The organism is Pseudomonas oleovorans subsp. oleovorans, from assembly GCF_002197815.1.
In the GTDB taxonomy this organism is placed as follows: domain Bacteria; phylum Pseudomonadota; class Gammaproteobacteria; order Pseudomonadales; family Pseudomonadaceae; genus Aquipseudomonas; species Aquipseudomonas oleovorans.
The window spans coordinates 81,628-94,478 of sequence record NZ_NIUB01000005.1; the positions used below are offsets into that span (position 1 = coordinate 81,628).

At 65.5% G+C, this 12,851-nt stretch carries 13 protein-coding genes; all 13 read right to left on the reverse strand.

The window, feature by feature from the left end:
* Positions 1-4: 4 nt before the first annotated feature.
* Positions 5-295, reverse strand: coding sequence for a muconolactone Delta-isomerase (catC, locus tag PSOLE_RS04210; protein ID WP_074857008.1), 291 nt, complete (start codon positions 293-295; stop codon positions 5-7).
* A gap of 16 nt (positions 296-311) precedes the next feature.
* Complete coding sequence (locus PSOLE_RS04215; RefSeq protein WP_074857011.1) at positions 312-1,433, reverse strand: muconate cycloisomerase family protein; 1,122 nt, start codon at positions 1,431-1,433, stop codon at positions 312-314.
* 59 nt (positions 1,434-1,492) lie between these two features.
* Positions 1,493-2,833, reverse strand: coding sequence for an MFS transporter (locus PSOLE_RS04220; protein WP_074857013.1), 1,341 nt, complete (start codon positions 2,831-2,833; stop codon positions 1,493-1,495).
* Positions 2,834-2,950: 117 nt separating this feature from the next.
* Entirely contained in the window at positions 2,951-3,715 is a 765-nt protein-coding gene (locus PSOLE_RS04225; protein WP_074857016.1) for a 1,6-dihydroxycyclohexa-2,4-diene-1-carboxylate dehydrogenase, read from the reverse strand.
* Between the two features lie 210 nt (positions 3,716-3,925).
* Complete coding sequence (gene benC, locus PSOLE_RS04230) at positions 3,926-4,936, reverse strand: benzoate 1,2-dioxygenase electron transfer component BenC (protein WP_074858180.1); 1,011 nt, start codon at positions 4,934-4,936, stop codon at positions 3,926-3,928.
* A gap of 82 nt (positions 4,937-5,018) precedes the next feature.
* The gene (benB, locus tag PSOLE_RS04235) at positions 5,019-5,507 is read right to left on the reverse strand and encodes a benzoate 1,2-dioxygenase small subunit (RefSeq protein ID WP_074858177.1); all 489 of its coding nucleotides are present in this window, start codon (positions 5,505-5,507) and stop codon (positions 5,019-5,021) included.
* Positions 5,508-6,869, reverse strand: coding sequence for a benzoate 1,2-dioxygenase large subunit (benA, locus tag PSOLE_RS04240; protein WP_074858174.1), 1,362 nt, complete (start codon positions 6,867-6,869; stop codon positions 5,508-5,510).
* 294 nt (positions 6,870-7,163) lie between these two features.
* Positions 7,164-8,120: an AraC family transcriptional regulator gene (locus tag PSOLE_RS04245; protein ID WP_074858171.1), complete on the reverse strand. Its 957-nt coding sequence runs from the start codon at positions 8,118-8,120 to the stop codon at positions 7,164-7,166.
* A gap of 348 nt (positions 8,121-8,468) precedes the next feature.
* Positions 8,469-9,314: an IclR family transcriptional regulator gene (locus tag PSOLE_RS04250; protein WP_055987375.1), complete on the reverse strand. Its 846-nt coding sequence runs from the start codon at positions 9,312-9,314 to the stop codon at positions 8,469-8,471.
* Between the two features lie 161 nt (positions 9,315-9,475).
* A complete protein-coding gene (locus PSOLE_RS04255; protein ID WP_074858168.1) occupies positions 9,476-10,423 on the reverse strand; it encodes an AEC family transporter in 948 nt (315 codons plus the stop codon).
* The gene (gene zapE, locus PSOLE_RS04260) at positions 10,417-11,439 is read right to left on the reverse strand and encodes a cell division protein ZapE (protein ID WP_074858165.1); all 1,023 of its coding nucleotides are present in this window, start codon (positions 11,437-11,439) and stop codon (positions 10,417-10,419) included. The genes PSOLE_RS04255 and zapE overlap by 7 nt, the downstream gene beginning before the upstream one ends.
* Positions 11,429-12,037, reverse strand: coding sequence for a protocatechuate 3,4-dioxygenase subunit alpha (pcaG, locus tag PSOLE_RS04265; protein WP_074858163.1), 609 nt, complete (start codon positions 12,035-12,037; stop codon positions 11,429-11,431). The genes zapE and pcaG overlap by 11 nt, the downstream gene beginning before the upstream one ends.
* Positions 12,038-12,049: 12 nt before the next feature.
* Positions 12,050-12,769: a protocatechuate 3,4-dioxygenase subunit beta gene (pcaH, locus tag PSOLE_RS04270; RefSeq protein ID WP_074858161.1), complete on the reverse strand. Its 720-nt coding sequence runs from the start codon at positions 12,767-12,769 to the stop codon at positions 12,050-12,052.
* Positions 12,770-12,851 lie beyond the last annotated feature (82 nt).

Sequence of the window (12,851 nt, forward strand, 5' to 3'; positions counted from 1 at the left end):
GAAATCAGCGGTCGTCGGCATGGATCGACGAGGGATGCCGGCACAGCGGCGTGACCTCGATGTCCATGTAGGGGAACAGCGGCAGTTGCAGCAGGGTGTCGTGCAGCGCCTCGACGCTGGCCACGTCGAATACGCTGTAGTTGGCGTAGTGCCCGGCGATGCGCCACAGGTGGCGCCAGGTGCCCTCGCGCATCAGGCGCTGGGCCAGTTCCTTCTCCTCGGCCTTGATCTGCGCGGCGCGTGCCGGGTCCATGTCGGCCGGCAGCCTTACGGTCATCTTTACCTGGAACAGCATCAGGATTTCCTCCGTTTCACTTGCGAGCGAAGAACGCCAGGCGCTCTTCGTCCAGGGTCAGGCCGAGGCCGGGGGTACGCGGCACCTGCAGGGCGAAATCGCGGTAGACCGGCGGCTCGCTGACGATTTCCTCGGTCAGCAGCAGCGGGCCGAACAGCTCGGTGCCCCAGGTCAGCTGCTTGAGGGTGACGAAGGCGTGGGCCGAGGCCAGGGTGCCGATGGCGCCTTCGAGCATGGTGCCGCCGTACAGGGCGATACCGGCCGCTTCGGCGATGGCCGCAGTGCGCAGCACGGCGCGCGGGCCGCCGTTCTTGGCGATCTTCAGGGCGAACACGCTGGCGGCGCCGTCGGCGGCCAGGCTGAAGGCGTCCTCGACGCTCTCGATGGATTCGTCGGCCATGATCGGCGCCGGGCTGCGCTGGTTGAGGCGCACCTGGCCGGCGCGGTTGATGCGTGCGATCGGCTGCTCGATCAGGTCGATGCCGTTGTCGCCCAGCACCCGGCAGGCACGGATGGCCTGGGACTCGTCCCAGCCCTGGTTGACGTCGACCCGCACGCTGGCGCAGTCGCCGAGCGCCTGCTTGATGGCGATGACGTGGTTGAGGTCGCGCTGCAGTTCGCCGGCGCCGATCTTCAGCTTGAAGATGCGGTGGCGGCGGATGGCGAGCATCTGCTGCGCCTCGTCGATATCGCGGGCGGTGTCGCCTGAGGCCAAGGTCCAGGCCACCTCCAGGCTGTCGCGCACGCGGCCGCCGAGCAGCTCGCTGACCGCCAGGCCCAGGCGCTTGCCCTGGGCGTCGAGCAGCGCGCTCTCGATGCCCGACTTGGCGAAGGTGTTGCCCTTGGCCAGCTTGTCCAGGCGCTGCATGCAGGCGTTGACGTTGGCCGCGTCCTGACCGCGCAGCGCCGGCGCCAGGTGGCTGTCGATGTTCTGCTTGATGCTCTCCGGGCTCTCGTTGCCGTAGGCCAGGCCACCGATGGTGGTGGCTTCGCCGATGCCTTCGACGCCGTCGCTGCAGCGCAGGCGGATGATCACCAGCGTCTGGTTCTGCATGGTGTGCATGGCCAGCTTGTGCGGGCGGATGGTCGGCAGGTCGACGATGGTCGCCGTCAGGCTTTCGATCAGGACGTGGCTCATTTCACTCTTCCAGTCAGTCGCCCCTCTCCTTGCGGGAGAGGGATCGAGGGTTAAAAGGCTCAGGCCTTGGCCGCCGCCATCGCCGCGGACGCCGCCTGGCGCCGCTGGCCGCTGAGGGTGAACACCGCCATGGCCAGGGCGGCGATGGCGCCGGGCACGGCGAAGGCGATGAAGTTCAGTTGCAGCGGCAGGTTGATCGCCATCAGCGCACCACCGAGCAGCGGCCCGACGATGGCGCCGTTGCGGCCGATGCCCGAGGCCCAGCCGAGACCGGTGGAGCGGATCGACAGGCCGTAGAACTGCGCGGCGCCGGCGTACAGCAGGATCTGCGTGCCGATGGTGGTGGCGCCCGCGATGAAGATCAGGCCGTAGAGCACCGGCGTCGGGCTGTTGAAGCCGAGCAGGCTGATCGAGGCGGCGGCGGCGACGAAGAAGGCCACCATCACCTTGCCCAGGTTGAAACGGTCGCCCAGCCAGCCGCCGAGAATCGCCCCGGCCATACCGCCGAAGTTCAGCGCCAGCAGAAACGACAGGCTCGAACCCAGGCTGTAGCCGGCGTTGGCCATCAGTTTCGGCAGCCAGGAGCTCAGCGCGTAGACCATCAGCAGGCAGCAGAAGAACGCCAGCCACAGGCACAGGGTGCGCAGCGCGCGGCCGTCACGGAACAGCTCGAAGACGCCGACGCCCTGGCCCTTGGCATCGCTCATCAGCAACTGGTCGGCGGCGTCGAGGGCCAGGCCCGGCTCGACCTTGGCCAGCACCGCGCGGGCCTGCTCATGGCGACCCTGGCGCACCAGGAAACCCACCGACTCCGGCAGCTTCCACAGGATCAGCGGCAACAGCAGCAGCGGCACGGCGGCGGCGAAGAACATCGACTCCCAGCCGAAGCGCGGCAGCATGTAGATGCCCACGCCGGCGGCGAGCATGCCGCCCAGCGAGTAACCGCTGAACATCACCGCCACCAGGGTGCTGCGCAGGCGCTTGGGCGCGTACTCGTTCATCAGCGCCACGGCGTTGGGCATCAGCCCGCCACAGCCTAAGCCGGCGATAAAGCGGAAGATGCCGAACTCGGTGGGGTTGCTGGCAAAGCCATTGAGGATGGTCGCCGTGGAGAACAGCACGAAGCAGATGGCGATGCCCTTCTTGCGCCCGATCCGGTCGGCCAGGGTGCCGAAGCCGAGGGCGCCGAACATCATGCCGAACAGCGCGTAGCTGCCCAGGGCGCCGGCTTCCAACGGGGTCAGGCCCCACTCCTGCATGATCGACGGCAGCACCACGCCGAAGATGAACAGGTCGTAGCCGTCGAAGATCAGCAGCAGCGCGCAGAGCGCCATGACCATCCAGTGGAAGCGGGAAAAGCGTGCGTTGTCGATAACGGGGTGAACGTCTATCTGTCGCATGGCATCGGTTCTCGGTTTTGTTTTTGTTGTGAACGGTTCGGTTGGTGTTTGTAGGAGCCCGCTTGCGGGCGATGCTCTTGATGGATCGCCCGCAAGCGGGCTCCTACAGGTGATGCGTCAGCCCAGATCCCCTCCGCCCACCGGCAGGGTCACGCCGGTGATGTAGGAGGCCTCGTCGGAGGCGAGAAAGAGGATCGCGCCGACCTGCTCGTCGATGCTGCCGTAGCGTTTCATCAGGCTGCTCTCGACGGTCTGCGTGACGATCTGCTGGTACCAGGCCTGCTCCTGCTCGCTCGGCTCGGCGGCGTTGCGCGGGATGCGCCGCGGCGGCGCCTCGGTGCCGCCGGGGGCGGTGGCGTTGACGCGGATACCGCGCTCGGCGGTCTCGAACGCCAGGCAGGCGGTCAGTGCGTTGACCCCGCCCTTGGCCGCACCGTAGGGCACACGGTTGACCCCGCGGGTGGCGATGGAGGAGACGTTGACGATGGCGCCGCTGCCCTGCGCCAGCATCTGCGGCAGCGCGGCGTGGCAGCACCACAGCGTGGGGAACAGCGAGCGACGCACCTCGGCCTCGATCTGCGCCGTTTCGTAGTGCTCGAACGGCTTGGCCCAGATGGTGCCGCCGACGTTGTTGATCAGGACGTCGAGGCGGCCGAAGCGCTCGACCGCCGCGCGCATCACGCCCTGGCAGTCGCCGGCCTGCTCCAGGTCGGCAGTCAGGCACAGCACGCCTTCATGCTCGGCCAGCTCGAACACCAGCTCGGAGCGGTCCACCGCCACCACCTGCGCGCCCTCCTCCAGCAGCCGCTCGGCGACGCGGCGGCCGATGCCCTGGGCGGCGCCGGTGACCACGGCGACTTTGTCTTGGAAACGCTTGTTCATCTGTCGACCTCAATCAAATGGTGCGACCGTAGCCCGGATGCAATCCGGGGCTGGTTCGTGGACTTACCCCGGATTTCATCCGGGCTACGACTCTCGATCTGATCGCCAAACTCGTAGGAGCGGCTTTAGCCGCGAAGCTCTTGCACACTGGTTCGCGGCTAAAGCGGTACGCCGCCCGGCCGCTCCTACAAAAGCACCGGGCTGCGTGCCTCAGGCGCTGGCGGCAAACTTCTCGTAGTAGAAATTGGCCGGGGCGATGCCCTGCTCGCGGATGTAGGCGCTGACCGCCTCGACCATCGGCGGCGGGCCGCACAGGTAGATGTCCACCTCGCCGTCGTTGAGGTGCTTGGGTTCGATGTGCTGGGTGACGTAGCCCTTGTGCGGGTAGCTGCTCTCCGGGCTGGCCACGCAGGCGCTGAAGGTGAAGCCGGGGATGCGCGCGGCGAAGGCTTCCAGCTTGTCCAGCTCGACCAGGTCATGGTCGTGGGTCACGCCGTAGATCAGGTGCAGCGGGTGCGCGCAGCCTTCGGCGGCGATCTTCTCCAGCATCGCGGTGAAGGGCGCCAGGCCGGTGCCGCCGGCCAGCAGCAGCAGCGGGCGCTTGATCTCGCGCAGGTAGAAGCTGCCCAGCGGGCCGGCCAGGCTGATGCTGTCGCCGGCCTTGGCCAGGTTGCTCAGGAAGCTGCTCATCAGCCCACCCGGCACGTTGCGGATCAGGAAGCTGACCTCACCGTCCTTCGGCAGACTGCTGAAGGAGTAGGCGCGGCTCTGCTCGCTACCCGGCACCTGCAGGTTGACGTACTGCCCCGGCAGGAAGGCCAGCTGGCTGAGCGCCTCGCCCTTGACCGACAAGGCGATGGTGCTGTCGGAGAGCTTGCGCACCGCGCTGATGGCCGCCTCGAAGCTGGCCTGCTGGGTCTTGCACAGCTGCGACGACGCCGGCACGCGGATCACGCAGTCGCTCTCGGCGCGCATCTGGCAGGTCAGCACATAGCCCTGCTCGGCTTCGGCCTCGCTCAGGGCGTCCTCGATATATTCCTCGCCGAGGTCGTACTGGCCGGCTTCGGCGAAGCACTTGCAGGCGCCGCAGGCACCGTCGCGGCAGTCCAGCGGGATATTGATGCCCTGGCGGTAGGCGGCGTCGGCCACCGTTTCACCCAGGTTGGCGTCGATAAAGCGGGTGACCCCGTCTTCGAAATTAAGGGCGATCTTGTGGCTCATGGCGCACCTCGCTATGCGGTTGGCGGCGTGCAGAAGCCCGCGACGGGAGCCGAGGGCTCCCGCCGGCAGCGCTGCAGCGGATTCAGATGTGGTAGACGTCGATGATCTGGCGCACGTAATCGTTCTTCAGCACCACCTTCTTGGCCTTGATCAGCGGGTTCTCGCCGCGGGTATCCAAGGTGTAGAAACTGCTGCCGTAGAAGTGATCGACGGTCTTGTAGCGAAAGCTCAGGGTGTGCCAGTTGAAGCGCACCTTGGTCAGGCCCTCGCCCTGCTCGACGATCTCGATGTTGTTGATGTTGTGCGAGGTGCGGGTGTCCGGAATGGTGGCGCTGGAGCGCTCGGTGCGGATGCGGAACACCCGGTCCTCCAGGCCGCTGCGGTTGCCGTACCAGATCAGCGAGATCTCGGTCTGCGGGTTCTCCACCAACTGGTCGGCATCGTCCCAGGCCGGCATCCAGAACTCGGCGTCCGGGGCGTACAGCTCCAGCCACTCATCCCATTGCTTGTCGTCCAGGTAGCGCGCCTCGCGGTAGAGAAAGTCGCGCACGGCGTCATAGGAAAGGCTCATTTACGCACCCTCCACGTGGATCAGTTGGTCCTGTTCTTTCTTCACCGCCTGGATCATCTGCTGCTGCCAGTAGTGGTGCTGCAGCACGAACAGGCCCTCGTCCTCGGTGCGCGCACCGGACAGCAGCGGCTGCAGGTCGATCTCCCGGGCCGAATCGTCGGCGCCGTCGATCCAGTGCTTGGCGCCGCGGGACATGTCGTTCCACTCCATGGCGCGGCCGGCGAAGCCCTGCTGGCAGGCGCGGAACTCCTCCAGGTCATCGGGGGTGGCCATGCCGGAGACGTTGAAGAAGTCCTCGTACTGACGGATGCGCCGGGCACGGGCCTCGGCGCTCTCGCCCTTGGGCGCGATGCAGTAGATGGTCACTTCGGTCTTGTCCACCGACAGCGGGCGGGCGATGCGCAGCTGCGAGCCGAACTGGTCCATCAGGTACAGGTTGGGGTACAGGCAGAGGTTGCGCGAGTGACCGATCATCCAGTCGGCGCGGGCTTCGCCGAACTCGGCGGCGAGGCGCTCGCGGTCGGCGAACAGCGGGCGATCCTCGGGGTTGTCCCAACGGGTCCAGAGCAGCAGGTGGCCGTTCTCGAAGGAGTAGAAACCGCCGCCCTTCTTGCCCCAGCCGCCGGCGCTCATGGCGCGGATGTCGTCGCCGGCCTCTTTCAGCTTGCGCTGCTGCTGGGTGGCGGCGTAGTTCCAGTGCACGGCGGTGACGTGGTAGCCGTCGGCGCCGTTTTCCGCCTGCAGTTTCCAGTTGCCCTCGTAGACATAGGTGCTGGAGCCGCGCAGCACTTCCAGGCCCTCGCTGGACTGGTCGCAGATCATGTCGATGATCTTCTTCGACTCGCCGAGGAAGTCCTCTAGCGGCGCCACGTCCTCGCGCAGGCTGCCGAACAGGAAGCCGCGGTAGGACTCGAAGCGGGCGACCTTCTTCAGGTCGTGCGAGCCGTCGCAGTTGAAGCTGTCCGGGTAGCCGGCTTCCTTGGGGTCCTTGACCTTGAGCAGCTTGCCGCTGTTGTTGAAGGTCCAGCCGTGGAAGGGGCAGGTGTAGCTGGCCTTGTTGCCGCTCTTGAAGCGGCACAGCATGGCGCCGCGATGACTGCAGGCGTTGATGAAGGCGTTGAGCTCACCGTCCTTGTTGCGCGCGATGAAGATCGGCTGGCGCCCCATGTGGGTGGTGTAGTAGTCGTTGACCTTGGGGATCTGGCTCTCGTGAGCCAGGTACAGCCAGTTGCCCTCGAAGATGTGCTGCATCTCCAGGTCGAACAACCGGGGGTCGGTGAACATCTCGCGCTTGCAGCGGAAAATGCCCTTGTCCTTGTCTTCTTCAAGCAGGCTATTGAGGTAGTCGAGTCCCAGGTTCATGGCCATGGCTCCGTTGTTATTGTTTCAACGGTTCCAAGGCTATGCCGCTCGATTGTTCGACAATATCCAGTTAGTGCAGGACCTTTATCCGTTTTCTGCAGAGTGCGACCAAGGTCGTAGAAGCCTCGTCAGCCGTGGCCTCGGCAGAAGTTCGGAAGGTGGAAAACGTAGGGTGGAAAGCCGCGAAGCGTTTTCCACCTGTAGCCAACCGGAAGAGATACGGCGCGTGTTTTATCGGTGGACAAGCTACCCGCTCGTAGGGTGTGCCGTGGGCACCGAAAACACGCGGAGCGATCAGGACTCGCGGCGACGCAGGGTATCGGAGGGCAGCTCGCCGAAGGCGCTCTTGTAGCTCTCGGAGAAACGGCCGAGATGAAGGAAGCCGTAATCCAGCGCCACCTCGGTGATATTGCGCACCTTGGCCGAGGGGTCGCTGAGGCAGGCGTGCACCCGCTCCAGCTTGCGCTGGCGGATGTAGTGCTTGGGCGTGGTGCCCAGGTGCTTGTCGAACAGCCCATAGAGCGAGCGCGGGCTGATATGGGCAAGCTGGGCCAGCTGCTCGAGGCTGATGTCCTGCTTGAGGTTGTCGTCGATGAACTGCACCAGGCGCTCGAACGAGGGGTTGCTCTCGGCCAGCTCCGCGCGGCTGACGTTGTTGCCGAGCAGGCCGAGCAGCTTGCTGGCGATGATCCGCGTGTAGTGCTCCTGCACCGAGGGCAGCGACTGCTCGCTCTCGGCCTCGTCGCAGACCAGGCCGAGCAGGTTGGTGAAGCCTTCGAGCTGCTGCAATTGGTGGCGCGAGGCGAAGCGCACGCCGTCGGCCGGACGCTGCCAGTGGTTGTCGCTGCAGGCGCGCTCGATCAGCTGGGCCGGCAGCTTGACGATGAACTTCTCGCAGTCGTCGGAATAGGTCAGGTCGACCGGATCGTCCGGGTTGATCAGCAGCAGTTCGCCGGGGGTGAAGTAGTGCTCCTGGCTGTGGCCGCGCCACAGGCAGTGACCCTGCAGCAACACCTGCAGATGGTAGATGGTCTCCAGCGCTGGCGAGGTGACGCGCACGCTACCACCGTAGCTGATGCGACACAGGTCGAGGCTGGCGAAACTGCGATGGCTGAGGCTGGCGGCCGGACGGCCACTGCTGGGCAGGCGAATGCAATGCGAGCCGACATGCTGGTTGACGTAGTCGGATACCGCATAGGGGTCGGCATTGGCGAACAGCCGACTCTTCTCGTTCAGCAGGCGACAGTCCATGACTCACGGCGCTCTTATCGTTGTTATTTGATTGGCGAGTACTGACGGGCCACGCAGCCCTCCTCGCTCAAACCATAGATACAGGCAAATGGCCCGCACCTGATCACAAACCGATCAACGGTTGACCGCAGCAGGTTAGCGGTTCGGCGAGCTTAGGCAATCGGACCTTGGACGAATATCGCCGCGGGCGATTACCGCCCGCTTTCGTGAACTGACGCAATAGGCCGGCGACACCGGCAGTCTTCGTAGAAGCCCCGCCCCGAGGCGAAGCCTTGTCGTTCTGCGTTGTCTGCTCGATCGCTTTCGCCGCGGGGCGCGGCTCCTACGAACAAGCGTCGAGGCGGCCGCTCAGGCCGGCCGGAACAACTGGCTACTGAGCTCGCGGCTGGCGCTGAGCATTAGCGGCAGGTAGCGCTTCTCCAGCTCGCTGACCGGCACGCGGCCGGCGTGGGTGCTGACGTTCATCGCCGCCAACACGTGGCCGGCCGAGTCGTACACCGGCACCGCCAGCGAGCGCAGGCCCTGCTCCAGCTCCTGGTCGACGATGCACCAGCCCTGGTGGCGCACGCGCTGCAGGCACTCCCACAGCGCCTCGGGCGTGTGCAGGGTGCGACTGGTCTTGGGCTGCAGCTCGGCGTGGGCCAGGTAGTCCTGCAGTTGGTCGTCGTCCAGCGCGGCGAGCAGGATGCGCCCCATCGATGTGCAGTAGGCCGGCAGGCGGCTGCCGACGCTGAGATCCACCGAGATCAGCCGCTGCGGAATCGCCGAGCGGGCGATGTAGAGCACCTGCTCGCCTTCCAGAGTGGCCAGGTTGCAGGCCTCGTGCAACTGCTCGCTCAAGCGGTCGAGATAGGGCTGGGCGGACACCGCCAGCGGCGTCGACGACAGGTAGGCGTGGCCCAGGGTCAGCACCTTGGGCAGCAGTGAATAGGTGCGCCCGTCGGTGGTGACGTAGCCCAGCTTCATCAGGCTGTAGAGACAGCGGCGCACGGCAGCACGAGGAATCTCGGTGCGGTGGCTGATCTGCGCGATGGTTAGGTGGCGTTTGCGCTCCTGGAACGCGTTGATCACCGCCAGGCCACGGGCCAGGGAGGTCATGAAGTTGGGGTCGCCAGCGAACTCCTCGATGCGCTTGGCCGGCGATACGTAGGGCGGCGGTGCAAGACTGGACAGGGGCGGACGGGTATCGCTCATGGAACCTCCGGGGCGGTCGACGGTGCCAGGCGATTATCGAACTGTCGTGCGGTAATCGCAAATAGTGCCGAACGATGAGCGCCCCTGTGGCAGGCGCTTCAGCCGCGACCGCTGTCGATGATTCTCGCCGCTGAAGCGCCTCCCACAGTTCGTAGCCAGCCTCAGCCCGGCAGCAAGCCTTGCCAACGCAACAGCGCAAGCAGACCGCTGATGCTGAAGAAGGCCAGCACCGTGCACCCCACCAGCGCGGCGGCGCAGCGTTCTTCCAGGCCGAAGCGTTGGCCGAGGATGGGGAACACGCTCAACATCGGTGCGCTGGCGAACAGCACACCGGCGACCATCAGCAGCGGATCGATGCCCGGCACCAGGCTCAGCGCAGCAAACATCAGCAGCGGATGCAGAATCAGTTTGCCGATGGAGGTCTGTGCCAGATCCGCCGCCATACCGCCGGCCTTCATGCCGTTGAGCGTGGCGCCGATGACGAACAGCGCCACCGGTGCCGAGGCCGCGGCCAGCATCTCGATGACCCGTGCCGGCACCACTGGCAGGCGCAGTTCCAGCAGCGACATGCCCAGCCCCAGCACGATGGCGATGATCAACGGATTGCGCAGCAGGCGCAGCGCCGTTTCACGCACCACCGTCCAGCCCTGTCCGTTCTGCCGACCCGCTTCGGCGATGGCCAGTGCCAGCGGAATCATCAGCAGGTTCTCCACCAGCATGCCCAGCGCCATGGCCAGCGCTGCCGTGGGGCCGATCACCATCACCGCGATGGGGTAACCGACGAAACCGCTGTTGGGCACGGCCATGCCCATGGCCAGGATCGCGCTGCTGGAAAGGCCCTGCCCGCGCCAACGCCGCGCCAGCAGTAGACCGATGCCGAACAGGCTCAGCGACGCCATGGCATAGGCGGCCAGGTAGGGGCCGTTGAGCACCTCGCTCAGGCTGCGCTCGGCCAGCGCCTTGAACACCAGCGAAGGCAGCGCGAAGTAGATGACGAAGGTACCCATACCACGCACCTGGTCACGGTTGACCAGCGCGATTCGGGCCGAGAAGAAGCCCAGGCCGATGAGGATGAAGATCGGTGCGGTAATGCTCAGAACCGCTAGCATGCCAGGCTCTCCATGGGCGCCTGGCGCAGCTGCGCCAGGCGACTGCGGGTGCGAGAAAAGTCGCCATGACCGACATCGGCGCACAGCGTCTCGAGGCTGTGCGGCCCCTGCAGCCAAAGCTCGCAGCCGCTGTCGTAGGCGATGTCGACGAAGTTGATCAGGCGCTGCTGCTCGTCCAGCGTACAACGCCCCAGTGCGGGCAACTCGCCGATGGCGATGTGCGCGAAGCGCTGGCATAGCTGCAGGTAATCACTGCTGGCCAGCGGCTGCCGGCACAGTACGGAGAAATCCAGCCAGATCGTTCGCTCGTCCATGCCGCGCAGTGTCAGAGTACGGCGCTGCACAAGCAGCTGCGACGTGACCGGCAGGTACGCCAGGCGCGCCTCCAGCAGCCTGGCCGGACCTTGCAGGTAAAGCCCCCAGTGCTGTGTGCTGCGGGCACGATAGTCGGGGCCGGCATCCATCTGCAGCACCAGGCAGCGGCGCTGCAACAGGTCGGCGAACGGCTTGAAACGGCTGTGATACAGCGGGTTGGGGCACAACTGTGACGGGGCGTAGTTGGAGCTGAACAGGAGGATACAGTCGCGCTCGATCAACGGCTGCAGCAGGCGCCCGAGCAGGATCGCATCACCAATGTCGTGTACGTGAAATTCGTCGAGAAACAGCAGCCGGGCTTCGTTGGCCAGTTCGTCGGCTACGCGCTGCAACGGGTCGGTTTGCCCGGTATGGCGCAGCATGCGTTGCTGCACTTCCTGCAGGAACGCATGAACATGCACGCGGCGCTTGGCCTGACAGGGTGCAGCCTGAAACAGCGCCTCCAGCACCAGGCTCTTGCCACGCCCGACACCGCCCCACAGGTAGGCGCCAGCCGCAGGCCGACGCCGCCAGCCAGACGGCCGCAGGCGTGCCTGCAGCCAATCGGCCAGGCGGCCTAGCATCCGTTGCTGGGCATCGTCCAGATGCAGGCCACGCGCCTCGATGAAGCGCGCGGCCTGCGAGCACAAATCAGAAGTCAAAGAAGACCGTCTCGCCCTCACCCTGAATGCGGATATCGAAGCGATAGGCCGGCTTGCCATCGACTTCGCAGCGCTTGGCGATCAGCGTTTCGCGGCGCTGCGGCTGCTCGATCAGATTGAGCACCGGATCCTTGGCGTTGGCCTCTGCCTCGTCCTCGAAATACAGGCGAGTATTGAGGTGGATGTTGATGCCACGGGCGAACAGCGCGACGTTGACGTGCGGCGCCATCGGCACGCCGGCGGCGTTGTGCACCACGCCCGGTTTGACCGTGTAGGCGAACCATTCGCTGCCAGCATCGAAGGTGGTGGCAGTGCGACCAAAGCCATTGAACGCTTTGGACTGGTCGTAATCCTCGTCGTAGTGGCCCTGGTGGTCGGCCTGCCAGAGTTCGAGGAAGGCGTCGCGCACCAGGTGGCCGTTGCCGTCATAGACGTGGCCAACCAGCACGATGTGCTCGCCGGGCGCGTCGGGCCCCGCCATCTGGTTCCAGATTTCCTGCTCACGGGTCGGGTTGCCGGCAGCGGCCAGGGCCAGGCCGATGTGCACGTAAGGGCCGGCGGTTTGCGAAGGGGTTTCCGGCAACAATTCAACAGGCATGGTCATCCCTCCTTAACGATTCTCGAAATGGGTCTGGCGCTGGCCGCGCAGCACGATGTCGAAGCGGTAGGCCAGGCAATCCATCGGATTGGCCGTGCTCATATCCAGCTTGGCGATCAGCGTCTGCACTGCGTCCGGGTTGGCGATCGCCTTGACGATCGGGCACAGCGGAATCAACGGGTCACCCTCGAAATACAACTGGGTGATCAGGCGCGTGGAGATCGATGGGCCATTGAGCGAAAAGTGGATATGCGCCGGGCGCCAGTCGTTGGGGTTGTTGCGCCACGGATAGGGGCCGGGCTTGATGGTGCGGAAGATGTAGCGGCCTTCGCTGTCAGTCAGCGCGCGGCCGACACCACCGAAGTTGGGATCGAGCGGCGCCAGATAGCGGTCGTTCTTGTGGCGGTAGCGGCCGCCGGCGTTGGCCTGCCACATCTCCACCAGGGTATGCGGGATCGGCTTGCCGTACTGGTCCATGACCCGGCCGGAGACGATGATGCGCTCGCCGATGGGCAGCCCACCGTTGTTGAAGTTGAGCAGCAAATCGTTGTCGTGCTCGGCGAACTTCAGGTGCGAGAAGTCCGGGCCGGTGGTCTCGGAAATCGACTGCGGAATGCTCACCAGCGCCTGGCGCGGTGAACGGGCGATGGAAGTCTTATAATCGGGGGTGAAGGCTTTCGGATGCCAGTTGCGGTCGCGAATGGCAAAGCGGCGGTTGTCCTCGGCAGGCATGGTGCACTCCTGTTATGGCTATTGTGGAGTTTTCCCAGGGCGCAGGTTCCCCAGGGAGTTGGCGCAGTCTCAGCCAAACCTG

Excerpts from the sequence above, each read along its gene's own strand:
- PSOLE_RS04245 (WP_074858171.1), bottom strand. The coding sequence starts at position 8,120 with ATGGACTGTCGCCTGCTGAACGAGAAGAGTCGGCTGTTCGCCAATGCC.
- PSOLE_RS04250 (WP_055987375.1), bottom strand. The coding sequence starts at position 9,314 with ATGAGCGATACCCGTCCGCCCCTGTCCAGTCTTGCACCGCCGCCCTAC.
- PSOLE_RS04225 (WP_074857016.1), bottom strand. The coding sequence starts at position 3,715 with ATGAACAAGCGTTTCCAAGACAAAGTCGCCGTGGTCACCGGCGCCGCC.
- benB (WP_074858177.1), bottom strand. The coding sequence starts at position 5,507 with ATGAGCCTTTCCTATGACGCCGTGCGCGACTTTCTCTACCGCGAGGCG.
- benA (WP_074858174.1), bottom strand. The coding sequence starts at position 6,869 with ATGAACCTGGGACTCGACTACCTCAATAGCCTGCTTGAAGAAGACAAG.
- pcaH (WP_074858161.1), bottom strand. The coding sequence starts at position 12,769 with ATGCCTGCCGAGGACAACCGCCGCTTTGCCATTCGCGACCGCAACTGG.
- catC (WP_074857008.1), bottom strand. The coding sequence starts at position 295 with ATGCTGTTCCAGGTAAAGATGACCGTAAGGCTGCCGGCCGACATGGAC.
- pcaG (WP_074858163.1), bottom strand. The coding sequence starts at position 12,037 with ATGCCTGTTGAATTGTTGCCGGAAACCCCTTCGCAAACCGCCGGCCCT.
- PSOLE_RS04255 (WP_074858168.1), bottom strand. The coding sequence starts at position 10,423 with ATGCTAGCGGTTCTGAGCATTACCGCACCGATCTTCATCCTCATCGGC.
- benC (WP_074858180.1), bottom strand. The coding sequence starts at position 4,936 with ATGAGCCACAAGATCGCCCTTAATTTCGAAGACGGGGTCACCCGCTTT.
- PSOLE_RS04220 (WP_074857013.1), bottom strand. The coding sequence starts at position 2,833 with ATGCGACAGATAGACGTTCACCCCGTTATCGACAACGCACGCTTTTCC.
- PSOLE_RS04215 (WP_074857011.1), bottom strand. The coding sequence starts at position 1,433 with ATGAGCCACGTCCTGATCGAAAGCCTGACGGCGACCATCGTCGACCTG.